Source organism: Caballeronia sp. EK (assembly GCF_014384845.1).
Lineage (GTDB): Bacteria > Pseudomonadota > Gammaproteobacteria > Burkholderiales > Burkholderiaceae > Caballeronia > Caballeronia jiangsuensis.
On record NZ_JACSUE010000006.1, the window covers coordinates 370496 to 396920 of the forward strand.

General features: G+C 65.1%; 28 protein-coding genes. 11 read left to right on the plus strand and 17 right to left on the minus strand.

The features are described 5' to 3' along the window. Positions 1-27 precede the first annotated feature (27 nt). Complete coding sequence (gene rhaM / locus IAG25_RS20210; RefSeq protein ID WP_187606429.1) at positions 28-342, minus strand: L-rhamnose mutarotase; 315 nt, start codon at positions 340-342, stop codon at positions 28-30. Between the two features lie 163 nt (positions 343-505). On the opposite strand from rhaM, the gene IAG25_RS20215 reads away from it, so the two are divergent. Then, the gene (locus IAG25_RS20215) at positions 506-1462 is read left to right on the plus strand and encodes a LysR family transcriptional regulator (protein ID WP_222946567.1); all 957 of its coding nucleotides are present in this window, start codon (positions 506-508) and stop codon (positions 1460-1462) included. Here IAG25_RS20215 and IAG25_RS20220 read toward each other — a convergent pair. Genes IAG25_RS20220 through IAG25_RS20235 form a run of 4 tightly spaced genes read right to left on the minus strand, consistent with a single transcriptional unit; the run spans position 1456 to position 5566 of the window. Continuing rightward, entirely contained in the window at positions 1456-2238 is a 783-nt protein-coding gene (locus IAG25_RS20220; RefSeq protein WP_187606431.1) for an SDR family NAD(P)-dependent oxidoreductase, read from the minus strand. The two genes, IAG25_RS20215 and IAG25_RS20220, sit on opposite strands and share 7 nt — an antisense overlap. A 12-nt stretch (positions 2239-2250) precedes the next feature. Then, on the minus strand, positions 2251-3429 hold the full coding sequence (gene rhmD / locus IAG25_RS20225) for an L-rhamnonate dehydratase (protein ID WP_187606432.1): 1179 nt from the start codon (positions 3427-3429) through the stop codon (positions 2251-2253). A 30-nt stretch (positions 3430-3459) separates the two neighbouring features. Next, positions 3460-4782 (minus strand): MFS transporter, encoded by a 1323-nt coding sequence (locus IAG25_RS20230; protein ID WP_187606433.1) that lies wholly within the window; start codon positions 4780-4782, stop codon positions 3460-3462. Between the two features lie 22 nt (positions 4783-4804). After that, positions 4805-5566 (minus strand): SDR family NAD(P)-dependent oxidoreductase, encoded by a 762-nt coding sequence (locus IAG25_RS20235; protein ID WP_187606434.1) that lies wholly within the window; start codon positions 5564-5566, stop codon positions 4805-4807. A 192-nt stretch (positions 5567-5758) separates the two neighbouring features. Between IAG25_RS20235 and IAG25_RS41185 the strand changes: the two genes are divergently transcribed. The 3 genes from IAG25_RS41185 to IAG25_RS20245 all read left to right on the plus strand — a co-directional run bounded on the left by IAG25_RS41185 (position 5759) and on the right by IAG25_RS20245 (position 7385). Next, positions 5759-5938: a hypothetical protein gene (locus IAG25_RS41185; RefSeq protein ID WP_222946568.1), complete on the plus strand. Its 180-nt coding sequence runs from the start codon at positions 5759-5761 to the stop codon at positions 5936-5938. A 132-nt stretch (positions 5939-6070) separates the two neighbouring features. Next, on the plus strand, positions 6071-6340 hold the full coding sequence (locus IAG25_RS20240; RefSeq protein WP_187606435.1) for a hypothetical protein: 270 nt from the start codon (positions 6071-6073) through the stop codon (positions 6338-6340). A gap of 190 nt (positions 6341-6530) precedes the next feature. Beyond that, entirely contained in the window at positions 6531-7385 is an 855-nt protein-coding gene (locus IAG25_RS20245) for a helix-turn-helix domain-containing protein (RefSeq protein WP_035507549.1), read from the plus strand. 33 nt (positions 7386-7418) lie between these two features. Here the strand turns inward: IAG25_RS20245 and IAG25_RS20250 are convergent, their stop codons facing one another. The 3 genes from IAG25_RS20250 to IAG25_RS20260 form a co-directional block, all read right to left on the minus strand. Then, positions 7419-9257: an ATP-binding response regulator gene (locus IAG25_RS20250; RefSeq protein ID WP_187606436.1), complete on the minus strand. Its 1839-nt coding sequence runs from the start codon at positions 9255-9257 to the stop codon at positions 7419-7421. Positions 9258-9260: 3 nt separating this feature from the next. After that, positions 9261-10898: an ATP-binding domain-containing protein gene (locus tag IAG25_RS20255; RefSeq protein ID WP_187606437.1), complete on the minus strand. Its 1638-nt coding sequence runs from the start codon at positions 10896-10898 to the stop codon at positions 9261-9263. 78 nt (positions 10899-10976) lie between these two features. After that, complete coding sequence (locus tag IAG25_RS20260) at positions 10977-11648, minus strand: glutathione S-transferase family protein (protein WP_187606438.1); 672 nt, start codon at positions 11646-11648, stop codon at positions 10977-10979. Between the two features lie 149 nt (positions 11649-11797). On the opposite strand from IAG25_RS20260, the gene IAG25_RS20265 reads away from it, so the two are divergent. Further along, the gene (locus tag IAG25_RS20265) at positions 11798-11968 is read left to right on the plus strand and encodes a hypothetical protein (RefSeq protein ID WP_187606439.1); all 171 of its coding nucleotides are present in this window, start codon (positions 11798-11800) and stop codon (positions 11966-11968) included. A 49-nt stretch (positions 11969-12017) separates the two neighbouring features. Here IAG25_RS20265 and IAG25_RS20270 read toward each other — a convergent pair whose 3' ends face one another. From IAG25_RS20270 to IAG25_RS20295, 6 genes are all read right to left on the minus strand, one after another. After that, on the minus strand, positions 12018-12428 hold the full coding sequence (locus tag IAG25_RS20270) for a response regulator (protein WP_238216800.1): 411 nt from the start codon (positions 12426-12428) through the stop codon (positions 12018-12020). A gap of 340 nt (positions 12429-12768) precedes the next feature. Further along, entirely contained in the window at positions 12769-13572 is an 804-nt protein-coding gene (locus IAG25_RS20275) for an AraC family transcriptional regulator (RefSeq protein WP_187606635.1), read from the minus strand. A gap of 109 nt (positions 13573-13681) precedes the next feature. Beyond that, positions 13682-14953, minus strand: coding sequence for an NAD(P)/FAD-dependent oxidoreductase (locus IAG25_RS20280; protein WP_187606440.1), 1272 nt, complete (start codon positions 14951-14953; stop codon positions 13682-13684). After that, complete coding sequence (locus IAG25_RS20285) at positions 14950-15198, minus strand: (2Fe-2S)-binding protein (protein WP_187606441.1); 249 nt, start codon at positions 15196-15198, stop codon at positions 14950-14952. The genes IAG25_RS20280 and IAG25_RS20285 overlap by 4 nt, the downstream gene beginning before the upstream one ends. Beyond that, positions 15191-16330 carry an NAD(P)/FAD-dependent oxidoreductase gene (locus tag IAG25_RS20290; RefSeq protein WP_187606442.1) on the minus strand — a complete coding sequence of 380 codons (1140 nt, stop codon included), beginning with the start codon at positions 16328-16330 and terminating at the stop codon, positions 15191-15193. Before IAG25_RS20290 ends, IAG25_RS20285 begins: the two co-directional genes overlap by 8 nt. Next, positions 16327-17271 (minus strand): 4-hydroxyproline epimerase, encoded by a 945-nt coding sequence (locus IAG25_RS20295; RefSeq protein WP_187606636.1) that lies wholly within the window; start codon positions 17269-17271, stop codon positions 16327-16329. Before IAG25_RS20295 ends, IAG25_RS20290 begins: the two co-directional genes overlap by 4 nt. Positions 17272-17486: 215 nt before the next feature. Here IAG25_RS20295 and IAG25_RS20300 point away from each other — a divergent pair, with 215 nt between their 5' ends. Further along, positions 17487-18392, plus strand: a complete 906-nt coding sequence (locus IAG25_RS20300) for a dihydrodipicolinate synthase family protein (RefSeq protein WP_187606443.1) — start codon at positions 17487-17489, stop codon at positions 18390-18392. Between the two features lie 62 nt (positions 18393-18454). On the opposite strand, the gene IAG25_RS20305 is transcribed toward IAG25_RS20300, so the two are convergent. Then, entirely contained in the window at positions 18455-19198 is a 744-nt protein-coding gene (locus IAG25_RS20305) for a response regulator transcription factor (protein WP_187606444.1), read from the minus strand. Positions 19199-19688: 490 nt separating this feature from the next. On the opposite strand from IAG25_RS20305, the gene IAG25_RS20310 reads away from it, so the two are divergent. From IAG25_RS20310 to IAG25_RS20320, 3 genes are all read left to right on the plus strand, one after another. Continuing rightward, positions 19689-20981 (plus strand): MFS transporter, encoded by a 1293-nt coding sequence (locus IAG25_RS20310; protein WP_187606445.1) that lies wholly within the window; start codon positions 19689-19691, stop codon positions 20979-20981. A 113-nt stretch (positions 20982-21094) separates the two neighbouring features. Beyond that, positions 21095-22567 (plus strand): MFS transporter, encoded by a 1473-nt coding sequence (locus IAG25_RS20315; RefSeq protein WP_187606637.1) that lies wholly within the window; start codon positions 21095-21097, stop codon positions 22565-22567. A gap of 89 nt (positions 22568-22656) precedes the next feature. Next, positions 22657-22824, plus strand: a complete 168-nt coding sequence (locus IAG25_RS20320) for a hypothetical protein (RefSeq protein WP_187606446.1) — start codon at positions 22657-22659, stop codon at positions 22822-22824. Positions 22825-22917: 93 nt separating this feature from the next. On the opposite strand, the gene IAG25_RS20325 is transcribed toward IAG25_RS20320, so the two are convergent. Together IAG25_RS20325 and IAG25_RS20330 are read right to left on the minus strand one after the other, a co-directional pair. Continuing rightward, positions 22918-23190, minus strand: a complete 273-nt coding sequence (locus IAG25_RS20325) for a hypothetical protein (protein ID WP_035509859.1) — start codon at positions 23188-23190, stop codon at positions 22918-22920. Between the two features lie 130 nt (positions 23191-23320). Beyond that, positions 23321-24139, minus strand: coding sequence for a helix-turn-helix transcriptional regulator (locus IAG25_RS20330; RefSeq protein ID WP_187606447.1), 819 nt, complete (start codon positions 24137-24139; stop codon positions 23321-23323). Positions 24140-24400: 261 nt separating this feature from the next. Here IAG25_RS20330 and motA point away from each other — a divergent pair, with 261 nt between their 5' ends. Both motA and motB read left to right on the plus strand, forming a co-directional pair. Beyond that, positions 24401-25273 carry a flagellar motor stator protein MotA gene (gene motA, locus IAG25_RS20335; RefSeq protein ID WP_187606448.1) on the plus strand — a complete coding sequence of 291 codons (873 nt, stop codon included), beginning with the start codon at positions 24401-24403 and terminating at the stop codon, positions 25271-25273. Positions 25274-25291: 18 nt separating this feature from the next. Then, the gene (gene motB / locus IAG25_RS20340) at positions 25292-26272 is read left to right on the plus strand and encodes a flagellar motor protein MotB (RefSeq protein WP_187606449.1); all 981 of its coding nucleotides are present in this window, start codon (positions 25292-25294) and stop codon (positions 26270-26272) included. The last annotated feature ends 153 nt before the right edge of the window (positions 26273-26425 follow it).

Here is a 26425-nt window from a genome sequence, read left to right on the forward strand (position 1 = left end):
GCGTTCCTCGCGAAAGAGGCGAACGTTTCAGGGAAGATGAAAGACAGGCACGAGCGGCGTCACGACAGGCGAGTTATCCGCGTGTGTCTCCATCAACTCGGCCATGAAGTCCCACCACTTGCGCATGACGGGGAGGGCCGGCAACGTGTCTGTCGTATGCGTATCCGTGCGCTGATGGATGGCGAAGAGATGCCCGGTCGATTCGTCGAGAAAGATCCGGTATTCGCGGATGCCCGCGTCGCGCAACGCATCGGCCAGTTCCGGCCAGATCTCGCGATGGCGCTTCTCGTATTCCTCGCGCATGCCCGGCTTCAGGGTCATGCGAAATGCCACTGTCTCCATGGCGGCCCACCTTCTTTTGATTGGTGAATCCCTGTGTTCGGGACTCGTTGTGCTGCGACTATAATTCGCCGACCGATAACACGACAATCCGAATGCAGGATTGGCCGATCGCAAAAACGTATCGCTGCGCCGTATCATCGCGCGGTTCAAAGCGGACTGTCGAATGATTCAGAACGTGTCCCAAACTGTGTCGCCGAATGCGCTGGTCAATCGGCTGAAATTCAAGCACCTCGCGCTTCTGGTCGCGCTCGACGACGCGCGCAATCTCCATCAGGCCGCCGAGGCCATCAACGTGGCGCAGCCGAGCGCGAGCCGCATGCTCGCGGATATCGAGGAAGCCTTTGGTTTTCTGCTCTTCGAGCGTAATGCGCGCGGCATGCAGCCGACGTCGCTCGGCACCGCCGCGCTCGCGTACGCGCGCCGCTCGCTCGCGGACCTGACGCGCTTCGCCGACGATCTCGACGCCAAGCGCCGCGGCGGCCACGGTCAACTCACGGTCGGCGCGATCATGGGCGCCGCGCCCGACGTGCTCGCGATGGCCGTCACCGAACTGAAATCCGAGCGGCCGCTCTTGAACGTGCGCATCCTCGGCGAGACGAGCGATCAGGTCGTGCAATTGCTGCATCGCCGCGAAGTGGATCTCGCGCTCGGCCGTTTGACGACGCCGCTGCAGCACAACGATTTCGACTTCGAGCCGCTCGCACGCGAGGCGATGCGGCTCGTCGTGCGCGCGGGGCATCCGCTTGCCGGAAAGACCGAACTCACGCTCGCCACGCTCGTCGGCTGGCCGTGGATTTTGCAGCCGATCACGAGTCCCGCGCGCGGCCTCTTCGAAGACGAACTCGCCCGCGCCGGGCTGACGACACCCGCCGATATCGTCGAATGCGCGTCGATCTTCGCGACGCTGCAACTGCTGCAGAACAGCGAAGCGGTCGCGATGCTGCCGGAGTCCGTCGTGCGCGATTATCTGCGGGCGCAATTGCTGATCGAGCTGCCGATCGAGATCGGCAAGAGCCTGTCGGGTTTCGGGCTGCTGCGCCGCAAGTTCGAGACGCTGAGCGAGCCCGCCGAATACTTCATCGCGTTGTTGCGCAAGTACTCGGCGGGTTCGTCTCACTGAAGATTGACGAAGAGGCCGCCATCGACGAGCAGAGATGCGCCCGTCACATAGCGCGCGCGGTCCGACGCGAGAAAGACGACGCATTGCGCGACATCATCGGGTTCGCCCAGTCGCCCTAGCGGAATGCGTTTTTCCATATATGCGCGCTTGTCCGCGTCCGAGAGATCGTCGGCGTTCAGGTCCGTCGCGATGGTGCCGGGCATCACCGAGTTGCAGCGGATGCCATACGGCCCCAGCGCGATCGCGCAGGACTGCATCAGCGAGTGGACGCCTGCTTTCGTCGGCGTGTAGTGCGTCTGCATGCCGCCGCCGACGAGCGCGCTGATCGAACTCGTCGCGACGATCGCACCGCCCGTGCCCTGCGTCTTCATCTGGTTCGCGGCCGCCTGTGTCACGTAGAACGCGCCGTTCAGGTTCACCGCGACGGTCGTCTCGTAGACGGAGGCAGGCATGTCGAGAAACGCATGAAACGGACAGATGCCCGCGTTGCTCGACAGCACATCGACGTGGCCGAACGCATCGACCGTGCGCCGGATCAGCTCGATGCCCGTGTCGCGCTCGGCCACGTTGCCCTCGACGGCGATCGCGCGCCGCCCGAGCGCCTCGATCTCACCGACGATCGATTCCACCGCCGATGCCTTGCCATAGGACCTGTCGTTGTCGCCCCAGTAGTTGATCGCGACATCGGCGCCTTCGCGCGCGCTCGCGAGCGCGATCGCACGGCCGATGCCGCGCGAACCGCCCGTCACCACGACGACCTTGTTTTCCAGCAGCATGAGATGCCTCGTTCAGTGTGTATAGGGTCTTTCGAGCTTGCATTCAGGATTGAGCCGCACGCCGAAGCCCGGCGTCTCGGGCACCTTCATGCGGCCGTTCACCGGCACGGGCTCGTCGAGCAGCAAGGGCGTGAACATCGGCACGACCTGATCGGCCTTCGGCGCCATCATCAGAAACTCGGCGAACGGCGAGTTGTGGCGCGTCACGACGAAGTGATAGCTGTACACCGACGAACCGTGCGGCACGACGAGCACGTTGTGCGCATCCGCGAGCGCCGAAATCTTGATGAGCTCGGTGATGCCGCCGCACCAGCCGACATCCGGCTGCACGAGATCCGCGCAGCCCATCTCGAACAGCATCCGAAAGCCCCAGCGCGTCGCTTCGTGCTCGCCGGTCGTGACCATCATGCCGGCCGGCACCGAACGGCGCAGTTCGGCATAGCCCCAGTAGTCGTCGGGCGGCAGCGCTTCCTCGATCCATTTCAGGCCATGCTCGCGCGCCGCGTTCGCGAGGCGCTTCGCGTAGTTGAGGTCGAGGCTCATCCAGCAATCGAACATCAGCCAGAAATCGTCGCCGACTTTCGCGCGCATGTCCGCGAGCTTCGCGATGTTCTTGTGCAGCCCTTCCTCGCCTTCGGCCGGACCGTGCTGCAAGGGCATCTTGCCGCCGATGAAGCCCATCTCCTTCGCGAGATCGGGGCGCGCGCCGGTCGCGTAGAACTGGAGTTCGTCACGCACCGGACCGCCGAGCAAATGAAACACCGGCTCGCGGCGCACCTTCGCGAGCAGATCCCACAGCGCGAGATCGACGCCCGAGATCGCGTTGAGCACGATGCCCTTGCGCCCGTAGTAGAGCGTCGCGTTGTACATCTGATCCCACATCTTTTCGATGTCGGTCACGCGCTGCCCTTCGAGAAAGCGCGCCAGATGTTTCTCGACGATAAACGCGCCGATTTCGCCGCCCGTCGTCACCGCGAAGCCGACGGTGCCGTCGCTCGCCTCGATCTCGACGACGAGCGAGCCGAGCACGTTCAGCCCGAAAGACTGTCGGCTCTTGCGGTATTCGGGATAGCGGGCCATCGGCGTGGCGATGTGATCGTCGATCCAGTGATCGGCGCCCTGGTCGTGATAATCGGCGCCGCCGCCGCGAACGGTGAAGGCGCGCACCTGGGCGATCGTGGGCATGGACATGATGTGGCTCCGTACGTGTGGTTTCGTTGTTCAGGACGCGTTCGCGGCGTCGGGAATGGGTGCGTGTTCGCTGCGCCCGGGCACGCGCACCAGCGCGACGATGACGAGCGCCGCGAGCACGCTCGCGCCCGCCAGCACCATGAGCCCGGCGCTCGTCGAATGGAACGCGGCTTCGGCGGCGGTGCGGGCCATCGGTGCGAAGAAACCGCCGAGTCCGCCGAGCGAATTGATGAGCGCGATGCCGGCCGCGGCGCCCGCGCCTGTCAGATAGCGCGTCGGAAAGGTCCAGAAGAGCGGCTGTGCAGCGATGAAGCCGCTCGCCGCGCAGCACAGCGCGATGATCGACACGACGGGCGACGCCGCCACGCCCGACACGGCGATCGCGATGCCCGACATCGCGAGCAGCGCCACCGCGCACGGCCGATGCCTTCCGGTGCGATCGGCGTAGCGCGGGACGATCCACGTGACGATCACCGCGGCGATCCACGGCAGCGCCGTCACGAGCCCGACGCGAAAGCCCACTTTGGTGCCGAGCAGCGCCGACACCTGTTGCGGCAGATAAAAGACGACGCCATAGACCGCGGCCTGAATCAGGAAATAGACGCAACACAGCACGAGCACGCGCGGATCGACGAGCGACGCGAGCACGCTTCGCGGACCGTGCGACGACGCGGCGCGCGCATCTTCGTCGAGGCGGCCGACGAGCAGCGCGCGTTGGTCCGGCGTGAGCCATCGGGCTTTCGCGGGATCGTCGTCGAGATACCAGAACGCCCATACGCCGACAATCGACGCAAGCAGCCCTTCGACCAGAAAGAGCCATTGCCAGCCCTTGAAACCCAACGCGCCGTGCAGATCGAGCAGCAAGCCGGAAAGCGGCGCGCCGAAGATGAACGCGAGCGGCGCGCCGAAGTAGAACACGCCGAGCGCACGCGCCCGCGACGATTGCGGAAACCAGCGCGTCAGGTAATAGACGATGCCCGGAAAGAAGCCCGCCTCCGCCACGCCGAGCAGAAAGCGCAAGGTATAGAACGCGGTGGCGCTATGCGCGAAGGCCATTGCCGCCGAGACGAGACCCCACGTCACCATGATGCGGCACATCCACAGCTTCGCGCCGACGCGATGCAGGAGCAGATTGCTCGGCACCTCGAAGATCGCATAGCCGATGAAGAACACGCCCGCGCCGAACGCGAACGCGGCATTCGTCAAACCGGTGTCCTGCTGCAGCGCCTTTTGCGCGAAGCCGATATTCGCGCGGTCCAGAAACGCGAGCACGTACATGAGCAGCAGAAACGGCAGCAGCCTCTTCATCACGCGGGACGTGACGGCGCCTTCCGCTATGGCGGAGTGATTCATCGCGATTCTCCCGAAGCCGCAATCAGTACGTCGCGCGTCCGCCGGACAGATCGAACACTGCGCCGGTGCTGAACGCGCAGTCCTCGGACGAAAGCCACAGAATCAGCGACGCGGCTTCCTCCGGCATCAGGAAGCGGTTCATCGGGATTTTGGAGAGCATGTAGTCGATGTGCTGCTGCGACATCGAATCGAAGATTTCGGTTTTGGCGGCGGCGGGCGTCACGGCGTTCACGAGGATGTTCTTGCCCGCGAGTTCCTTGCCGAGCGATTTCGTGAGGCCGATCAACCCGGCCTTCGACGCGCTGTAGTGCGACGCGTTCGGGTTGCCTTCCTTGCCCGCGATCGACGCGATATTGACGATGCGCCCATAGCCCGCCTTCAGCATGTACGGCACGACGGCGCGGCACGTCAGATACGGGCCGATCAGATTGACGTCGATCACGCGACGCCACACGTCGGGCGCGAGTTCCCAGGTCGTGCCGTTGCCGCCGGTGATGCCCGCGTTGTTCACGAGCACGTCAATCCTGCCGTGGGCGGCGAAGGTCTTTTTCGCGGCGGCGTCGACGGACGATTCGTCGGTCAGCTCGACGACCGCGTCGCTGACCTTGCACTCCTTGTATTTCGCCGAGAGTTCCGCGCTCGTGCGCGCGAGGCGCTCGCCGTCGACATCCCAGAGCGACACATCGGCGCCCGATTCCAGCGCGCGTTCCGCCACCGCGAGCCCGATGCCTCGCGCCCCGCCGGTGATGATCACGACGCGGCTGGCCAGGTCGATACGGTTCATGGGTTTGTCTCCTTTCGTTGTTGGTCGCTTTGGATTGTCATGCCGTGAGAGGCACTATAGTCCCGCGCCAATAGCGCAACAATTCGAAAGGGCGATCGTTCGATAGCAAAAGCGGATCGCGCTGCTTGCCTAGCGCGGCGGCTCGTCCGACGCCTGTTCTCGATCTGTTCCGTCCGACTCGACCGGAAAAAGTTGATCACATTGAGCGGCGCGCGAGGCTTCGGCACGCTTTTTCGCGATCAGAGCCAGTACAAAAAGCGCCGCAACGCCTACGGGGAAGATCAAGAGAGCAGCAACGAACACAACAACCTCCGATTTAAAGAGGCGTCGAGTTTATCGTCGGTAATGACATCAACTGTCGCCAAAATCTGAAATATTCCATTCAACATTCGTGAACTTGCTTGCTGGATCCGGGCGATCGACAATGCCGGACGCGCTCCGGGAACGCACGTTGCTATCGCAACCGGACCGTCAATTTTCGACGCTTAATCAACCTAAAAAAGCATGTTCACTTCGAAAGCCTGCACTACAACCTGCGTACTCGACGGCATCCCCGTCACCCTGACTTTCTTTCCCGACACCACCCTCCTTCGTATCACCGACGCCAACGGCCATTGCATGCGCGAAACCCGCTGGCCCGCGCCGTGGCGCACCTTGCTCGCGACATTGCGCGAATTCAGCGGACGCGACGCCCGCAACCAGCTCTCGACGCTGCTCGACTCGATTCCCGTGGCATCGAAGCCGAAACGCGACCGCGCGTCGGCGCTGGCGTGAAGTGCGCGCCAGCGAACGGCAACGGCGGGCATTTATCCAATAACATCAGTACGTTGCACGCGGTCCGCCAAGGTATTTTGAGTGCGCGGACCCGCGCCATTTACAATGTCGGACCGACTGCGAACGGGCCATGAGGCCCACGCCGAACCCCACCCCTCGCAGGCCCACTTTCACGCATCCGACTGGCTGTATGGTCACTGAAACGTCTTCTTCGGAATCCCTCGCCGTCGCGGAGCGCGTGCGCGAGTTGATGGCCCGTCATGGCATCGGGAAGCGGCAGCAAACCGCCGAGTTGTGCCGCATTCTCGACCTGAGCTTTTCGCAGGGCCATCGCAAGCTGCGTGGCAACAGTCCGTGGACGCTCGCGCAGATTCGCCGCGTCGCCGATGCCTTCGACGAGCCCGCGCTCAAGCTCTTCGATTCGATCAATACGCGCCCCGACGAAACCGAAGGCACCGCGCACGACGCCGTGTTCAAGCTCGGTTCGGTGGAAATTCCCTGCATGGCGTGGGTCGGCAACGCGCTGGACGCGGGCAGCCGCCCGGATTTCATCGCGCAAAAGATCAACAATCGCTGGGTCGTCACGAAGCATGAGGGCGTGCTGCTGCATGAAGCCTGCGACGTCCACAAGATCGAAATCCAGCCGCGCCGGCCCGACACCGACAAGCCGATCATTGCCGTCGTGGACGACGACCACGCTTCCGCGGACAACCTGCACGACTATCTGGAGGCCACCGGTTTCACGGCGATGGCCTTCTACGGCCTCGACGCATTCCTCGAAGCGCTGCAGACACAGGTGTTCGATGCGGTCGTGATGGACTGGCTGTTCGGCGTGCATACGTCGGCGGACGCGATTCGCGCGGTGCGCGCGTCGGACAACCCGGACGCGCCGGTCTTCGTGCTTACGGGCGAACTGACCACCGGCAAGGCGAGCGAATCGGAGATCAGTCAGGTTATCCGCGACTACGACGTCACGTGTTTCGAGAAGCCCGCGCGGCTCGGCATTCTCGTCGCCGATCTTTCCAAGCGGCTCATGCGCAGTTGAGGGCCAGGCTCACAGGCTCACAGGCTCACAGGCTCACGCGACGCGCCGGCGCACCGTCACCGCGCGGTGAACGGCGCCCTTCAGCACCTCGTAGCGCACCGGCTTCAGCAGATAGTCGAAGAACAGCACCGCCGCGCTCGGGTCCACCAATTCGGGCGCGTACGCACTCACCGCGATGATCGGCACGCTTGCACCCGGCGCACTGCGCGCACGATATTCGTTCGCAAACGAGTAGCCGTCCTTGCCGGGCATGTGCAGGTCCGCGAGGATCACGTCGGCGTCGTTGGCGCGCAGCCATGCGAGCGCGCTGTCGACGTCGGGCAAGGCGACCGCGTAATAGCCCAGATGCGTGAGCATCTCGATCAGCGAATCGCGGATCGACTCGTGGTCGTCGATCACGAGCACGCGCGATTTGCGCAACTCGGGCGCGTCGGCTTCCTGCTCGCCTCCGGGCAACCGCTCCGCCGAGACCGCCGGCACGCTCACGCGAAACGCAGCGCCTTGTCCGACTTCACTCGACACCTCGATCTTGCCGCCGAGCAAACCGACGAGCCCGCGCACGACCGCGAGACCCATTCCCGCGCCGTCGAAACGCCGCGTGCTCGATGAATCGAGCTGCGTGAATTCCTGAAAAATGAGCGGCAACTGCTCGCGGGATATGCCCGGGCCCGTGTCGATCACGGAAATATCGAGGCGCGCTTCGGTGCGCGCGAAATGCACGTCGATGGAACCGGATTCGGTGTACTTGATCGCGTTGGTCACGAGATTCGTCACGATCTGCCGCACGCGATGCGGATCGGATTCGATCGGTTCGCGCTCGCCGGCATAGTCGCCGCGCAATTCCAGCCCCTTCGCGGTCGCGGCGGGCGTGTTCGCATCGACGATCGATTCGAGCAGCTCTTCCGGATCGAAGACTGACATCCGCAGTTCGAGCTTGCCCGCGCCGAGACGCGCGTAGTCGGTCAGATCGCGCATCTGCGCTTCGAGATGACGCGCCCCCGATTCCAGGCGCTGCATGATCTTGCGGTCGGCATCGCCGCGCGCATTGAGCCCGAGCAACTCGACCGACGAGACGATCGCGTGCAGTGGCGTGCGCAGTTCATGGCTGATCATGCCGAGGAAGGTGTCTTTCGCGACGCCCGCCTCGCGCGCCGCGCGCGTCGCCTGATGCTCGGCCGTGAGCGCCGCGCGCTGTTGTTCGATGAGGCGCGTGCGCCGATAGCCGTTCAGCAGCAGCAACACCGTCGCCGCCGCCGACAGCAGACCGAGCAGAATGCCGCCGTAGATCAGATAGCGGCGCTTGGCGTCGAAGTCGCGCACGATCGCCTCGCGCTCGGCCACATCCATGAGCCGTCGTCCGCTCGCCAGTTCCGCGACGGCCGGCGCGTTCTGACGCAGCACGCCGATCACGCGCAAGGTGTGCTGATGTTCGGCCTGAAGCCCTTCGACGTCCGCCTGGATGGAATCGAGCGCGGTCTGCAATTGCCGCTGGATTTCGCGCTGCCGGTTCAGCAGTGCTTCGTGTCCGTCCGACAGTCCCGTCGATTCCGACACTTGTTTGAGCCGCGCGCGCAATAGCCGATAGCTCGCGCGCACGCCGTCCGCGTCTTCATCGATGCCGTTGCGGTAGAGCAGTACCTGATTCTCGAAACGCTCATAGGCGAGCTGGAACTGCGCGGCGTCCCAGTACACGTCGTAGGGCACGACGAGCCTGTGCGTCTCGCGCGCGATCAGGCCGGAATACAGCATGTAGCCGACCGCGCCGATCGGCGGCGCGACCGCGAGCGCGATCAGCGCCGCATACCAGAGACGGCGGAACCACGGGCGCGCGGCGGGCGCGCGCACGGACGTTTCGGTACCGATGACGGCCATGCGCTACTGCAACGCGTCGATGGCCCGGGCCGCGCGTTCGGATGCGACCACGATCAGCTTCATCGTCGCCCGTGTCGCGCCGACGAAGATCTTGCGCGCGGCCTGCTCGTCGAGCGCTTCGAAATCGACTTCCGTCAGGATCACGCACGGTGCGGATTGCCCCTTGAAGCGATAGATCGATTCGAGCAGCACGTCGCCCTCGCGATACTCCGGGTTGCCGAACAGATCGTACGTGCCGGTGAAAGCGCGCAGCCGGTGCGGCCCGAGTTGATCGACGGCGGTGAGCGCCGAACCCTCGCGGCCCCGAAACGACAGCACCGCGATGTCCTGCTTGCGAAAGCCGAGCGAGAGCGCATGTGTGATCGCGCGCTTGGTCGCCTCGATGATTTCCTCGGGATGGCCATCCTCGTAGGTCGAGACGCTCACATCCGAGCCGTCGAAGGGGCTGCCCGCATCGAGCCGCACATCCGGCCCGACGATCTTGCGGATAAAGCCGAGCAGATCGCGCGGGCTGCGATAGTTCGTGGTCTCGCGCAGGATGGTCCAGCCCGGCAGCGGCACCGGCTCGCGCAGATACAGGTTCTGCATCGGATCTTCGAGCCACCACCACGCGCCGTCCGGATTGAGCAGGCGCTCGAGCGGCTCGACCCACGCCGCCTGAAAGTCCTGACCTTCATCGACGATCAGCACGTCCGTCTTCCACTGCTCCGGCACGGGCACGGCGGCGAAACGCTCTTCGAGCGTCGCGAAGACGTTCGGCTGACTGAAATCGGGCGGGCTGCCGGCATCGCGCGCGACCGCCGCGCTCAACTGATGGTAGTTCGCGATCTTCGCCTCTTTCGGCGCGATCGCGCGGATGTGATCGGCGAGCGGCCGGTTGAAGCACACGTAGAGCACGCTCTTGCCTTGCGCGAGCGCGTCGCGCATCACGCGCACGGCGAGCTGCGTCTTGCCCGCGCCGGCAGTCGCGATCACGCGCAGCCGGAACGGCGCGAATTCGAGCCGGCGCGCCCACGTCGCGAGGCCGCCCGACAGCCGCGTGACGAGCGTGTTCGCGGCGCCGACGAGCGCGTTGGTGTCGGGCGTGAGCGAGAGTTCATCGGCGAGAAAGTGATGGATGCGCGCCGCCGATTCGAAGCGAGGTTCGTCGGGCGGCAGAATGTCCAGCACGACGCGCGCGAGCTTCGACTTGCGGCTCGCATCGACGATCCGCGCGGGCGCAACGCCCGCGATCGCCGCGTTTTTCACGGTGTAGTCGGGGCAAAACAGCAGTTCCTCGATCCGGTACGTGCCCGCGCCGAACGCGGCGGTGAAGCGCCGGTGCAGGTTCTCCAGCGTGCGCGCAAGCTGAATGGCGACGTTGCGTTCCTTCTGCAGATAGACCTTCACGAGGCCCTGACCGGTTTCGCGCAGAAAGCCCGCCTTCTGCTCGATCATCAGCACGCGACCCGACGGCGCGACGACGACGAAATCCGCCTCGCCGAACACCGAAAAGCCTTCGTTGACGCGCGTCCAGTGCACGCCGTGATACACCGTGTAGTCGTCGGGCAGCTTTTCGAGCAGCGCGAGCGTTTCGAGTTCGCGCGCCGCCGCGCCGGTCGCTTCGAGATTCTTCCAGTCGTCGGGAACGATTCGGGCCATGCGTCGCCTTTGGGCTGAGTGGTTGCGTGCGACTCATTGTACGCAACGCGTCCGCCGTACCGGCAGTCGGCCGAACGGCTAACCGGCGTAGTCGTATCGCCCGCCCCGTTCCAGCGCGCGCTGATAGGCCGGCCGCGCGTGGATGCGCTCGAGAAACGCGCGGATATGCGGCATCGACTTCGCGCCGGCGCGCGCGCTCGCGGTTTCGAGCGGGAAGCTCATCTGCACGTCGGCGGCGGTGAACGTCTCGCCCACGAACCACGGCGACTTCGCGAGCTCGGCGTCGATATAGCCGAAGTGCAGCCGCAATTGCGGATCGATGAAACTGCTTTGCATCGTCTGCGCGATGCGCCGCGCGATCGGCTTCGCGAAGAACGGCATCTTCGCGCTCTCCAGCCGCCGCGCGACGAGCTTGAGCAGGAGCGGCGGCATCGCGGAGCCCTCCGCGTAATGCATCCAGTAGTTGTAGCGCAGGCGTTCCGGCGACGTTCCGGGCGGTGGCGAGAAACGGCCTTCGCCATAACGGTCGACGAGATATTCGATGATCGCGCCCGATTCGGCGAGCGTCAGACCGTCGTCGGTGACGACCGGCGATTTGCCGAGCGGATGCACCGCGCGCAATTCGGGCGGCGCGAGCATCGTGCGCGGGTCGCGCTGATAGCGCTTCAGTTCGTATTCGACGCCGAGTTCTTCCAGCATCCACAGCACGCGCTGCGAGCGGGAATTATTGAGGTGGTGAACGGTCAGCATGCTCTCGCTCTTGTTCATGTTCGACGATGCCGCCCGCGGTACGCCCCTTGCATCCAGTGAACTTATGCGCGCCCGGGCGTCGAAAGGATAAGGCCCTTTCATGAAGGCCACGCAACGATTTCTAGCACACAACGAAAAAGGAGAAGTCGATGACGCTGATCATCTATCTTGCAGGCTGGTTGATTCTGATCGGAGGCGTATCGTGGGCGCTCGTCGCGATGCACGTCTCGCAGCATACGATCATGATCGTCGCCGTCATCATGCTGGGCATCGCCGTCATCACCGGCGCGACGCGGGCGCGCAACCGCGACCGGTCGTAAAAATCGGGGCCGCCGTTCAGCGGCGGCCCTGATCCGTCATCACGTCACATCACATCACCACGCGCGCCCCGACCGCGTCCTGTATCAACGCGACGAGTTCGTCCGGATGCACGGGCTTCGTCATGAAATGCTGAAAGCCTTCGCCGATGCTGCGTAATCGATACTCTTCGCCGCCGTGTCCCGTCAGCGCGATCGCCACGGAAGGCGGCAGGTTGCCGCGTATTTCGTGATCCCGCAAACGTTGGATGAGATAAAAACCGTCCATCTCGGGTAAATCGAGATCGCAGATCACCGCATCGGGAAGATGCTCGATCGCAGCTTGCGCGCCGTCTTCGGCGTCGGCTACCGCGATCACGTCCGCACCTTCTTCTTCCAGCAACATTTGCAGTGATGCCCTGCTCTCCGGATCATCCTCGATGAGGACGATCCGCATATGCCCCAGTCTTGCCACTTCGTTCATGATGTTCTTTTCTGCTGCCCAAAAAACGGAATTCTCGCGACGGGTCTCCACCTCGCCGCCGCGCGCGCTGTCGCGCGCATTGATTGACACGAAAACGCGGCGGGAATTCCGAACGCACCGTTATTTGTGTCGCGTGTGCGCCGGTGCGGAACGCCTCGCGGTTCTGCGCTGCGCCGATGCGAAGATTTGCCCGGTCGCCGCGAGCGTATCCGAGCAAAATCCGGACCGACCTGCATTCGATGGCGCGAAAGCCGCATCACGCGGTTCATTCGGCCGATGCGCGCCGCCGCTCGAACGCACGACCGTGTAATTTCGGCGTGAAGCGTGCCCTGATTTCCCGTCAGACGTTTGCCTCGCGGCCGGAATCGGGGCGCGACGCGTTCGACGGACCCGCCTGCAACAGCGCGCGATACTCGCTCGGCGTGATGCCGACCGTCGCCTTGAATTGGCGCGTAAAGGCGCTGTGATCGGTGTAGCCGCACAGCGCGGCGACATCGGTGACCTTTTCGTTCGAGACGAGCAACGCGGTGGCCGCGTCGAGGCGAGTTTTCAGCAATACCTGACGCGGCGTCAGATGGAAGACCTTGTGAAAATACCGCTCCAGTTGCGCGATCGACATGTTCGCCATCTGCGCGAGTTGCCGCATGTTGAGCGGCTGCACGTAGTTTTCCTGGATGTGCTGCACGACCGCCGCTAGCCGGCTGTAGGCGGGATGCGTGCCTTCGGCGGCCTGCAAGTCGCGCGAGATCCCCGCGAGTCCGACGATCGTCCCCTGCGTATCGTGCAGCGGCTGCTTGCAGGTCATGCACCAGCCGGGCTCGCGTCCCGGATACAGATGCAGTTCAAGCTGATCGATCAGCTGATGTCCCTGCGCGATGATCGCCTGATCCTGCGCCGTGTAGATGCGCCCGAAGCGCCGCGGGAACACGTCCTCCGCTGTCTTGCCGAGCAGCGCCGATTTGTCGTCCTTGTGGCCGCAGCGACGCGCGAGCGTGCGGTTGACCATCGCGTAGCGCGCCTCGCGATCTTTCACGAAGAACACGATGTCGGGCATCGCGTCGAACACCGGCGCGAGCAGCGCGAAGTGCGCGAGCATGTCGGAGAGCGTCGACGCGGGAGGTTGCGCGATCGACGCTGCGTTCATCGTGAGGCCTGTCGTGCTCGTCATGCGTGGGGAGGTCGGTTGCGTGCGGATCAGTCAGGCAACCGATTATAGGAGCGCGCACGCGCGGACGAAATTCGCGCTGCCCCCACTATGAAACGGGCGTTTCGGTGCTCTCGCGAACGGCGATCAGCGTATCGATGCGCACCGGCGTGAACGGCGGGCGCGCCGCCGTGCGCGGCCATCCGAAATAGATCGCTGCCGCCTCGCCGCAGATGCGGCCCTGACACGGCCCCATGCCGCAACGGGTCTGCAATTTCGCGTCGCGCCAGTTCGCGTGCGCGGCGACATCGGCGATCGACACGTCTTCGCAGCGACACAACACAGTGTCCGGCGACGGCAGCGCGCGCGCATCGGGGCCGAGTTCGAACGCGTGCGCCACGCGCCGGGCGAATGCGCGCCAGCGATCGCGCTCGCGCACGAGACGCGCATCGGCGGCGATGCCGAGCGCCGCATGCGCCGCGATCGCCCCTTCGACGCGCGCCAGTTCCATCCCGCCGATGCCCGTGCACTCGCCCGCCGCGAAGACGTGTTCCCGCGACGTGCGCTGCGAATCGTCGACGAGAATCGCGCCGTCGCGTTCGTCGATCGAGCAGCCGAGTGCGAGCGCCAGCGTCACGTTCGGCACGAGGCCGTATCCGCACGCGACGCGATCCGCTTCGAGCGTCTCTTCGCGCCCGCGCGCGCGGATCGTGACCGCCTCCACACGCGCGCTCCCGTGCGCTCTCACGACGACGCTGCCCGTCCGATAGCACGCGATCCCGAGCCTGACAGCCTGAGCCAGCTTCCCGGGCGTCAGCGCCAGCGACGCGACGAACCGCCCGACGCGCGCCAACGACGCCTGTTCGACCACCGCGACGACATGCGCACCGTGACGGCGCGCCGTATCGGCGGCGGCGAGCAGAAGCGGCCCGCTGCCCGCGACGACGATGCGCTCGCCGCGCACCGGCATCCCGCCCTTGACGAGCGCCTGCAAACCGCCCGCGCCCGTCACGCCGGGCAAGGTCCAGCCTTCGAAGGGCAGCAGCCGCTCGCGCGCGCCGGTTGCGAGGATGAGCTTCGAATACGCGAGCGTGAGCGGCGCGCCGTCGCGTTCGAGCAGGAGCCGCTTGTCTCCCGGCGCGGCGGCGACTTTCGTCCCGTTCATGACGATGAGATTCGCGTGCGCGCGCGTTTCATCGAGCCACTGACGAAGCTGCGCGGTGGGCGCGAGTGTCGGTCCTTGCCGCCAGATCTGACCGCCGGGGCGCGGATTGTCGTCGATGAGCGCGACACGCGCGCCCGCCCGCGCCGCAATCAGCGCCGCCTTCAGACCCGCCGGCCCCGCGCCGACGACCGCGATATCGACATGCTCGACGTTCATCGCATCGTCTCGATCGAAAGGCCGTCGCGACACAGCGTCTGACATCCGAGCACATGCGCGCGGCCATCGACCGTCACGCGGCATTCGTGGCACACGCCCATTCCGCATAGCGCGGCGCGCGGCTCGCCGGTGACGGAGCGCCGCGTGCCGCCGACGCCGCGCATCGCGATGGCCGCCGCGACGGTCGTGAAAGCGGGCACGGCGAGCGGCTCGCCGTCGATGATCACACGCACGCGCTCAACCATCGGCGTGCTCCCGTGCGAATCGTTGCGGCGAGAAGGCGTGCGTGTCGGGCATGTCGAACGGAACCGGATCGCCGAGCATTTGCGCGGCGATGAGCTTCGCGGTGCCGAGCGACGTCGTCACGCCGAGCCCTTCGTGACCCGCCGCGAGCCACAGCCGGTCGCCCGGAAAACGCGCGGGGCCGATCAATGGCAGACCGTCGGGCGTAGCGGCGCGAAAGCCCGTCCATGCGCGGATCGCGTTCAGCTCGCCGATGCCCGGCAGATAGCGCGTCGCGCGCGCGAGCATCGCGGCGAGCACGTCGATCTCGACAGCCGGATCGAGCGTGCCGAACTGGCGCGACGAGCCGATCAGCACCTGCCCGGTCGGACGCGGCTGCGCATTGAACGCGACCGACGTGCCGCGCGCGTGATGCGCGCTCTTGATGTAGCCGAGTTCCAGCACCTGATGATGGATCGTGCCGGGATAGCGATCGGTGATGAGCAGATGCCCTTTCTTCGCTTCGAGCGGCACGTCGGCGATCAAGTCCGGCGCTGCGAGCCCATTGGCAATGACCACATGAGCGGCCGTGCGCCGATCGCCGTTCGCGAGCGTGACGCTGGCGTGCGTATCGTCGGCGTCGACGGCGCGAACCGCGCAGCCGGTCGATACACGGATGCGCGTCGAGCGCGTCAGAAGCCATTGCGCAGCGGCGGGCGCGTACACGATGGCGTCGTCGTCGATCAGGAGTCCGCCTTGCATCGCGTGGCTTATCGATGGCTCCGATTCGCGCAGCGCGGCGCGATCGAGCATCTGCGCGCGCACGCCCGCCGTCGCGAATGCATCGCGCATAGTGCGGGCGGCGTCGAGTTCTTCGTCGTCTTCGGCGATCCAGAGCGTGCCGCAACGCGAAAACGCGTCGCGCTCGCGCAGTTGAGGGCCAAGGGCGAGCCACAGTTCGCGCGAAGCATGTGCCAGTGCGAACTCGGCGGGCGAATCGTTCATCACGACGATGTGGCCCATACCCGCCGCCGTCGCCCCGCCGCCGATGCCGCGCGCTTCCAGCACGTCGACCGCGAGGCCGCGCAACGCGAGTTCCGCCGCGCACGCCGCCCCGACGATTCCGCCGCCGACGACGATCACATCAGCTTTCATGCGATGCCGAGCATGAACGGATCGCGCTCGTCGAAGACGAGACGCCCTTCGCCCATGATGTGCGCGTAGCCGGTGATCGTCGGGATGAGCGCGTCGCCGTCGATCGCGTAGCTGCCTTCGAACACGCTGCCGATGATGCTCTCCTGACGCCAGATCTCGCCCGGCGCGAGCGCGTCGTCCGCCGCGAGGCACGCGAGCTTGGCGCTGGTGCCGGTGCCGCACGGCGAGCGATCGTAGGCGCTGCCTGGACACAACACGAAGTTGCGGCTGTCCACGCCCGCGACGGGCGACTCCGCGAACAGCTCGATATGGTCGATGTACGCGCCATCGGCGCCGGTGATGCCCTGCGCGTGCAACGCATCGCGGATCGCCTCGGTGAACGCGGTCAGCCCGGCGATGCGCGCGGGCACGAGTTCGCGGCCGTGGTCCGCGACGAGAAAGAACCAGTTGCCGCCCCACGCGACATCGCCTGAGAGCAGCCCGTGGCCGGGCACGTCGACCGTCACCGCGCGCCGATGCCGGTACGCCGGCACGTTGCGCACGCTGACGCTGCCGTTCGCGTTGAGCGTGGCATCGACAGGACCGACGGGCGTATCGATCCGGTGCCGCCCCGCCGCGATTTTTCCCGCATGCGCGAGCGACGCGACGAGCCCGATCGTGCCGTGCCCGCACATGCCGAGATAGCCGACGTTGTTGAAGAAGATGACGCCCGCCGCGGCCGCCGGATCGTCGGGCTCGCACAGGAGCGCGCCGACCATCACATCCGAGCCGCGCGGTTCGGTGACGATGGCGCGGCGCCAGTCGTCGAAGCGCGTGCGGAACGTGTCGAGCCGTTGCGCGAGGGTGCCGTTGCCCAGGTCCGGGCCGCCCGCGATCACGAGGCGCGTCGGTTCGCCGCCCGTATGCGAGTCGATGATGTCGATGGTTTTCATGCCGCCTATCCTAGAAACGCGCGCGATGGGCGTCTTGAAGCGGCTGGATCGTTTTGATGACGATATCGGCATAACACGGGATCGGCTCGGCAAGCCCGCCGCACGGCGCTTTCACGGCCAAACGGCTATGCCGAAATCGGCACGCGGCGCGCGCGAAACACGCAAGACGCCCGATTTTTCGGTGCTTACACTGCGTATCGTTCAATCAACTTCGGAGCGCTGCCGTGACGCATATCTGGGAAGGCGTGATGCCCGCCGTGACCACCAAGTTCAACGCCGATTTCAGCATAGACCGCGCGTGGACCGCGAAGAATATCGACGCGCAGATCGAAGCCGGCGTGGATGGCATCATCGTGTGCGGATCGCTTGGCGAAGCATCGACGTTGTCGCTCGACGAAAAGCTCGACGTGCTCGACATCGCCGTGGATGCCTCACGCGGCCGCGTACCGGTGCTATTGACGATTGCGGAGAACAGCACGCTCGACGGCTGCCGCCAGGCCGAGCGCGCCGCGCGCCACGGCGCGGCCGGTTACATGGTGCTGCCGGGCTTGCGCTATCTGTCGGACCGGCGCGAGACGCTCAACCATTTCCGCATGGTCGCCGACGCGAGCCCGCTGCCGCTGATGGTCTACAACAATCCGCTCGCGTATGGCGTCGATGTCACGCCGAAGATGTTCGCCGAGCTCGCCGAAGACAAGAAATTCGCGGCGATCAAGGAATCGAGCGGCGACGTGCGCCGTATCACCGATCTCATCAACGAAACGGGCGATCGATACGCGCTTTTCTGCGGCGTCGACAATCTGGCGATGGAAGCGATCCTGATGGGCGCGCACGGCTGGGTGGCGGGTCTCGTCTGCGCGTTCCCGCGCGAGACCGTGGCCATCTACAAGCTCATTCGCGCCGGACGTGTCGAAGAAGCGCGCACGATCTATCGCTGGTTTGCGCCGCTGCTCGCGCTCGATGTGTCGCACAAGCTCGTGCAGAACATCAAGCTGGCCGAGGCGATCGTCGGATTGGGCACGGAGCCGGTGCGCCCGCCGCGTCTGCCGCTCGCTGGCGAGGAGCGCAAGGAAGTCGAGGCGTTGATTCGTCGCAGCATCGAGACGCGCCCGGCGCTGCCGGCGGTTTAATTAAGGCGAAACGAAAAAAAATGCCGTCATCGCGACGGCATTTTTCTTTGTGGATCGCGGCTTCAGGCCGCGATTTGCGCAGGCGCGGGATCGGCGAGGTCGTCGCCCGAATCTTCGCCTTCGTCATAGAGATGCAGCAGGCGATAACCGCTCTTGTACACGGGCTGCAAGCGGAAGTTGTTCACCGGCTCGATTTCGAGCGCAAGGCGCAGACGCGAAACGTGGCTGTCGATCGTGCGCGTGGTTTCGCGGAACTCGCGTCCCCAGACCATCGCGAAAATGTGATCGCGCGACAGCACGCGGCCGATGTTCGAGAAAAATAGCTGTGCGAGACGGAATTGCGTGCCGCTCAGTTGCACCGGCTTGCCGCGCACCGTCACGATTTGCTGACGCGCGTCAAAACGGTATGGGTCGACTTCGAGACACGCGCTCGACGTCGCGGGATACGCGCGACGCAGCAGCGCCTCGACGCGCGCGCCGAACTCGCCCGGGCGAATGGGATACACGATGTAATCGTCCGCGCCCGCGGTCAGTGCGCAGACCACGTTGTGCTCGGCGCCGTCGGGCGTCGCGAACATGACCGGCACGCGTTCGCCGAAGCTCGAGCGCACGGATTTGAGCAGGTCGAGGCCGCACAGGCCCGTGGAATTCCAGTCGAGAATCAACAGATCGACGGTCGAGCGGGACAGCGCTTTCGATAGCACGAGGCCGTCGCCGAACGTCACGCAAGTGTGACCGAGTCGTTTGACGACATCGCTGATGAGATTTCGATAACTTGGGTCGGTTTGCAAAACGGCGACGCGCATGAGGTCTTACCTGATGAGTCCAAGGGACATTGGGGCGGGTGCCTTACTGCGGGCCACCGCCGGATGTCTCGTCGCGGGATGAGACGAGGCTGATCACGCTGCGCATTCTGGCCAGCGAGACGCCCCTTTCCCATCGGACTCATCTGAATTGTCAACGCATGTGACTGCGCATCCCTCCGACCACAATGCGTCTCATGCGCACAACCATCTCGAAAATAGAACGACTTTTCTCTTTTACGCCTGTTTTCATCCTGTACCATCCGCTTCTGGCTCAAAAGTTCCCGCTTCCGCCGTTTTATCGAGACGTCGCGTAGCAAGTTGCGCCGCGACTCTCCGTCGCATCGCGCAGCGCGGATGACGGGCGTCGGCTCTCGAATCCGCGCCCGCCTTCGCTTCGCGTCGACCCGGCGCGTGTCGTCATCCCCGCAGGGCAAGGCCTTGTCCTACCGCGCATCACGCGTGGCTTTTCCACTCACGGGTTCTTTTTTCGATGCAGGCAACACCTCTGTCCGACGCCCCCCGCGCGGCCGGCCGTGCGCTCACGCGCGGCGACTACAAGACGCTCACGCTCGCCGCGCTCGGCGGCGCGCTCGAGTTCTACGACTTCATCATCTTCGTGTTCTTCGCGCCGGTCATCGGCCAACTGTTCTTTCCGCCGACGATTCCTGACTGGCTGCGCCAATTGCAGACTTTCGGCATCTTCGCGGCCGGTTACCTCGCGCGTCCGCTCGGCGGAATCGTCATGGCGCACTTCGGCGATCTGCTCGGCCGCAAGCGCATGTTCACGCTCTCCGTGCTGCTGATGTCCGTGCCGACGCTCCTGATGGGCCTGTTGCCCACCTACGCGTCGATCGGCCTGATGGCGCCCGTGCTGCTGCTTCTGTTTCGCGTGATGCAGGGCGCGGCGGTCGGCGGCGAGGTGCCGGGCGCGTGGGTGTTCGTCTCCGAGCACGTGCCGGGCCGTCATGTCGGCTATGCGTGCGGCACGCTCACGGCCGGTCTGACGGCGGGCATCCTGCTCGGTTCGCTGATCGCCACGGCGATCAACAAGTCGTTCGCGCCCGCCGAAGTCGCCGATTTCGCATGGCGTCTGCCGTTCCTGCTCGGCGGTCTGTTCGGACTGTGCTCGGTCTACCTGCGTCGCTGGCTGCATGAAACGCCGGTGTTCGCCGAGTTGCAGAAGCGCAAGTCGCTCGCGGCGGAGATCCCGCTCAAGGCGGTGCTGCGCGATCACGGCCGCGCGGTGATCGTTTCGATGCTGCTCACGTGGATGCTGTCGGCGGCGATCGTCGTCGTGATTCTGATGACTCCGACCTTGCTCCAAAAGCAGTTCCACATCGCGCCGGCGACGGTGCTCGTCGCGAACTGCGCGGCGACGCTGTGCCTCACGATTGGCTGCGTGCTCGCGGGCGCGATCGCGGGCCGCATCGGCGCGGGCAAGACCATCTTCATCGGCGGCGTGGCGCTTGCCGTGTCGTACTGGCTGATGTTTCAGCAAGTCGCGCTCGATGCGTCCGTGCTGCTGCCGTGGTACGCGCTCGCGGGCTTTTTCGTCGGCGTGATCGGCGCGATTCCGTTCGTGATGGTGAAGGCGTTCCCGCCCGCCATCCGCTTCTCTGGCATCTCGTTTTCGTACAACGTCGCGTACGCGGTGTTCGGCGGACTCACGCCGATCGTCGTCTCGCTGATGATGAAATCGAGCCCGATGGCGCCCGCGGTCTATGTCGGCGCACTCTGTGCGGTCGGCGCGCTGACGACGTTCTTCATCAGGGAAGCACGCTGATTCAGCGTTGACGTCGTTGGGAAAATGGCGCGCCGCTCACCCGGCGCGCCATTTTTCATTCGACTTCCACGTTTCAGCCCATGCCGAAACATCGAACGCGCGACGCGCTTACGATGAACGGCATGAACTCGAACCTTTCCTCATCCGAAACGCATTTGTCCGCGCGACAGATGCTCGTCGTCACGGCGACGAGCGTCGGCTTCGTCGTCTCTCAACTCGATGTCTCGATCGTGAATGTCGCGCTCGCGAGCATCGGTCACGACCTGCAAGCGAGTGTCGCGAGCCTGCAATGGACCGTCGACAGTTACGCGCTCGCCTTCGCCGCGCTCATGCTCTCGGCGGGCTCGCTCGGCGATCGCTTCGGCGCGCGGCGCATGTTCCTCGGCGGCCTCGCGCTCTTCGCGCTGGCGTCGCTCGCGTGCGCCTTTTCGCGCGATGTGACCCAGCTGATCGCCGCGCGTGCCCTGCAAGGCATCGGCGCCGCGGGGATGCTGCCGAATTCGCTCGCGCTCCTGAACGCGTCATGCGGCCACGACCGCCGCCTGCGCGCGCGTGCGGTCGGACTTTGGACCGCGGCGGGCGCGGTGTCGATCGCGGCGGGGCCGATCGTCGGCGGTGTGCTGATCGCCGCGTTCGGCTGGCGCAGCATCTTCTGGGTCAATCTGCCGATCTGCGCGGCAGGCATCGCGGCGACGCTCGTGTGGGTCGAGAAAACGCGCGCGAAAGACCGTGAACATGCGGGCGGCATCGACCTGCCCGGCCAGGCGCTCGCGATCGTCGCGCTCGCTGCGCTGGTCGGCGCGGTGATCGAACTGCGTCCGCTCGGACCGGCGCATCCGCTCGTGATCGGCGGACTTCTGCTCGCGCTGGCGGCGGGCGGCGCGTTCATCGCGGTCGAACGAAAAAGCCGCGCGCCGATGCTGCCGCTCTCGCTCTTCGCCGAGCGCACGTTCAGCGCGGCCGTCGTCTTCGGTATCGGCGTGAATCTCACCTATTATGGAATGGTCTTCGTTTTGAGCCTGTATTTGCAGCGTGTGCTCGGTCATACGCCTTTGCAGACCGGTCTCGCGTTCCTGCCGCTGACGGGCGGCTTCCTGATCTCGAACCTGGCGAGCGGCCCCGTCGTGGCGCGCTTCGGCTCGCGTGGCCCGATGATCGCCGGCGCGCTGCTCGATGCCGCGGGCTTCGCGGCGCTCGGCTTCGTCGATGCGACGACGCCCACGGCCGCGCTGCTCGTGCCGTTCCTGCTGATTCCCTCCGGCATGGGCCTCGCGGTTCCGGCGATGACGACCGCGCTGCTCGGCACCGTCGGCCAGCAGCGCGCGGGCACGGCGTCGGCGGTGCTCAATACCGCGCGGCAGGCGGCGGGCGCGATCGGCGTCGCGGCGTTCGGCGCGCTTGCGGCGCATGGCGACGGCGCGCCGAGTGCGGAACATATCGTCGATGCGGTGCGCTGGTCGGCGGCGATTTCCGTCGCGCTGTTGCTGGCCGCCGCGCTGATCGCGCGCCACGTGCGCAATCCGGCGAGCGCGAAGACGGAAGCCGCGAAACGCGCGTGCGGCGCGCTTTCCGACGAAGCCGAATGAAGACGGGCGGCAGCGGGAACGCACGTTGCAGTGTCAGGGCAAAGCACGCTGGAAGATCCATCCATTGACGGAAGATTCAGGAGATCACCATGTCGACGATGCCTCGCTCCCCCGAAGAGCCTTTCGAACCGGACCCGGACAAGCTGCTCGATCCGGACGCCCCGCCGAACCCCGACGACCCGGACATGCCCGACGGCCCGGATTCCGCCACGCCGATGGTGCCCGCCGATCCGAAGAACGGCGAGCCGCGCATGTGACCCGCTGAACGACCGGCGAGTTGATAAAGCAATGCCCGCGCGGCCGCATGAGCCGCGCGGGCATTCTTCCTGATAAGCCCGCCTGAAACGCTGCTACAGGCTCGTCGTCTGCACGGTGCCGGTTTCCAGCGCGCGCTCGATCAACGCTTCCTGCTGCGCCTTGCGCACGGCATCGGCGACGAGCGTATCGGGCGCTTCGACTTCCGCCTTGATCGCACCGATGATGCCGTCGGCCTCGACGATCACGAGCGACTCCGCCGAATCCGCGCGGCTGATGATGACCCGCGCCGGTCCGCCACCTTCCGCGATGCTCGCGCAGAACTGCATGTTTTGCCCGCCGATTACCTGCTCGAATGTTTGAATCATCGCTGCCTTCCGCGTTGGTTGGACAAAAGCTGACACAGGCTGCGCACCGTTAGCACGCAGCCTGCCTTCTCATTGATTCGCACATGCGCACCAGGTTCAATTCTGTAAGCATGCGGGCGGCGACGCAAGCTCAACGTCTCGCATCGTCGAGCTGGCGCAGAACGGCGGCTGTGACGTCGTCGGCGGGAAAAAATGCCTCGATCGCGAGTTCGGACAACGTGATATCGACCGGCGTGCCGAAGACCGTCGTCGTGCTGAAGAACGACAGCACGCCGTATTGCGTGCGCATGCGCAGCGGCACGACGACAGGGTCGGTGTCCGCTCGCGTCGCGTGCCCGGCATGGGCGGGCGCGGGATACGCCTCGAGTTCCGCGAAGAGCGCGGCGAGCGTCGCATCGCCCGAGACGTCGATCTGCCGGCGCAGACGCGCGAGCAGATGCGCGCGCCACTCGTGCCAGTTGTCGATCACATCGGCGAGACCTTGCGGATGCATCGACAGGCGCAGCACGTTCACCGGCGGCGCGAGCAGTTCTTGATCCGCCGATGCGACGAGCGGCGCGAACGCCGCGTTGGCCGCGACCATCGTCCAGTGACGATCGACGGCGAGCGCGGGATAAGGCTCGTGCCCCTTCAACACGAGATCGATCGCGCGGCGCGCCGCGGCGAGTTGCGGATCGGCGAGCGCGCGCTCGCGATACAGCGGCGCATAACCGGCCGCAACGAGCAGCGTATTGCGCTCGCGCAGCGGCACGTCGAGTTGCTCGGCGAGACGCATGAGCATCTCGCGGCTCGGCAGCGAGCGGCCCGATTCGACGAAGCTCAGATGACGCGTGGAGACGTCCGCGACGCCGGCGAGATCGAGCTGGCTCAGGCGTCGCCGCTGACGCCATTCGCGCAACAGCGTGCCGACGCTCGATTGCATGGCGGAGTGTGCAAGGGTCGAGTTCATGCGAGCGATGTTAGACGAGCCCGTGCGCACGATCCATTACCCGCGACGTAATCGCCTCGAACGCCATGAGACTATATCGCGAACGAACGTAAGATTTACTTCGCAAACATTTGCGCAGAAAAAGTTGCGCGCGTCACCCTAAATGTCCGGTGATTAAAAGCCGATAAGCCCCACAACAAGCGAAACAATGCGTCGCGAGCCGTGCGCGCCTCAATCCCGAGCACGCACGGCTCGCGGCGCCCGGACATTTGCGGAGAAAACATGTTTGTCATCATCGGATGGGTCCTGGTTATCGGCTCGGTGATCGGAAGCTTCATCGGCGTCGGCGGCCACCTCGCCGCCCTCGTGCAACCGTTCGAGCTGCTGTGTATTTTCGGCGCGGCGATCGGCGCGTTCGTCGTCTCGAATCCGACGGCCACGCTCAAGAAAACCCTGCAATCCATCCCGAAGGCCTTCAAGGGCGGCGGCTACTCGAAAGAGAAATATCTCGCGCTGATCGCGCTGCTCTACGAACTGCTGCAGAAGGCGCGCAAGGAAGGGATGATGGCGCTCGAAGCCGATGTCGACGCGCCCGAGTCCAGCCCGGTCTTTCAGAAGTACGAGCACGTGATGGCCGATCATCATCTGCTCGATTTCATCGTCGACTATCTGCGCATGATGTCGGCGGGCAACGTCAACGCGCTCGAAATGCAGGACCTGATGGACGAGGAACTCGAGACGCATCACACCGAAAGCGCGGTCGCGGCCAATGCGATCCAGAAGATGGCGGACGGCCTGCCCGCGTTCGGTATCGTCGCGGCCGTGATGGGCGTCGTGCACACGATGGGTTCGGTCGGTGCAGCGCCCGCGGTGCTCGGCGAGATGATCGCGGGTGCGCTCGTCGGCACCTTCCTCGGCATTCTGCTGGCGTATGGCTTCATCGGCCCGCTCGCGGATCTGCTCAACGCCAAGGGCGCGGCCGAAGCGAAGCCGTTCCAGTGCGTGAAGTCCGTGCTGCTCGCATCGATGAACGGCTATGCGCCGACGGTCGCCGTCGAGTTCGGCCGCAAGGTGCTCTTCACCGCCGACCGTCCGAGCTTCAAGGAACTCGATGACGCGGTGCGCGCAACCAAGATGCCGAAGTCGGCTTCCTAACTTCACGGCATAGACATCATGGCTGAGAAACCATCACGCGATCCGCTGCAATCGGTGCTCGCGCCTACCGTCGTCGTGAAGCGCAAGAAGAAGGCGCATGGCCACGGTCATCATGGCGGCGCGTGGAAGATCGCCTACGCCGACTTCGTCACCGCGATGATGGCGTTCTTTCTGCTGATGTGGCTGCTCGGCTCGACCTCGAAGTACGACAAGGAAGGCATCGAGCAGTACTTCAATACGCCGCTCTCCGCGCTCTTTGGCAACGATGGCGGCGCGTCGGCGCATACGAGCGTCATCACGGGCGGCGGCAAGGACTTGTCGAGCACGCGTCCGGGTGAAGGCAAGAAGAGCCAGGCGCAGCCCGTGCCGCAATCGATCGCGCGCGCGGCCGTCGCGATGGAAGACTTGCAGAAGCTGCAGCAGCTCAAGCAGAAGCTGATGGCGCTCATCGAGCAGATGCCCGCGTTGCGCGCGTTCAAGGATCAGATTCGCATCGCGATCACGAGCGAAGGACTGCGCATCGAGATCGTCGATTCGCTCAAGCGGCCGATGTTCGCATCCGGCAGCTCGAAGATCGAAGGTTATGTAACGACGATCCTGACCAACATCGGCGCATCGCTGAACGATGTCGATAACCGCGTATCGATCGCGGGGCATACGGATGCGGTGGCCTATTCCGGCAGTCAGGCGGGCTATTCGAACTGGGAACTCTCGAGTGAGCGCGCCAATGCGGCAAGACGGGCGCTCGTCGCGGGCGGCATGAAGGAAAGCAAGGTGTTGCAGGTGCGCGGACTGGCCGACGTGCTGCCGCTCAACAAGGATGTCGTCGATGAGCCTACGAATCGGCGGATCAGTATTCTCGTGCTGAACAAGGCGGCCGAGCAGGCGTTCTTCCGCGATGGCGGACGGACCACGGTCGATGAGACGCGGCCTGTCGATGCGGCGATTCCATCGGCAGTGGCGGCCAAATCGAATGCGCCGGTCGCGGTGGTGAAGTAGGGATACGCCGGATCCGGTCAAAGCGCCATGCCTGCAAAGGCATGGCGCTTTGCTTTGCACTCGACATTCAGCAGCGTGGTCCGCGCATCTAAAGTTTTCCGCCGATGTTCCGTTAACCCCTTGTCGGTGCGCCGTAAAGAGAGCCGCAGTCCG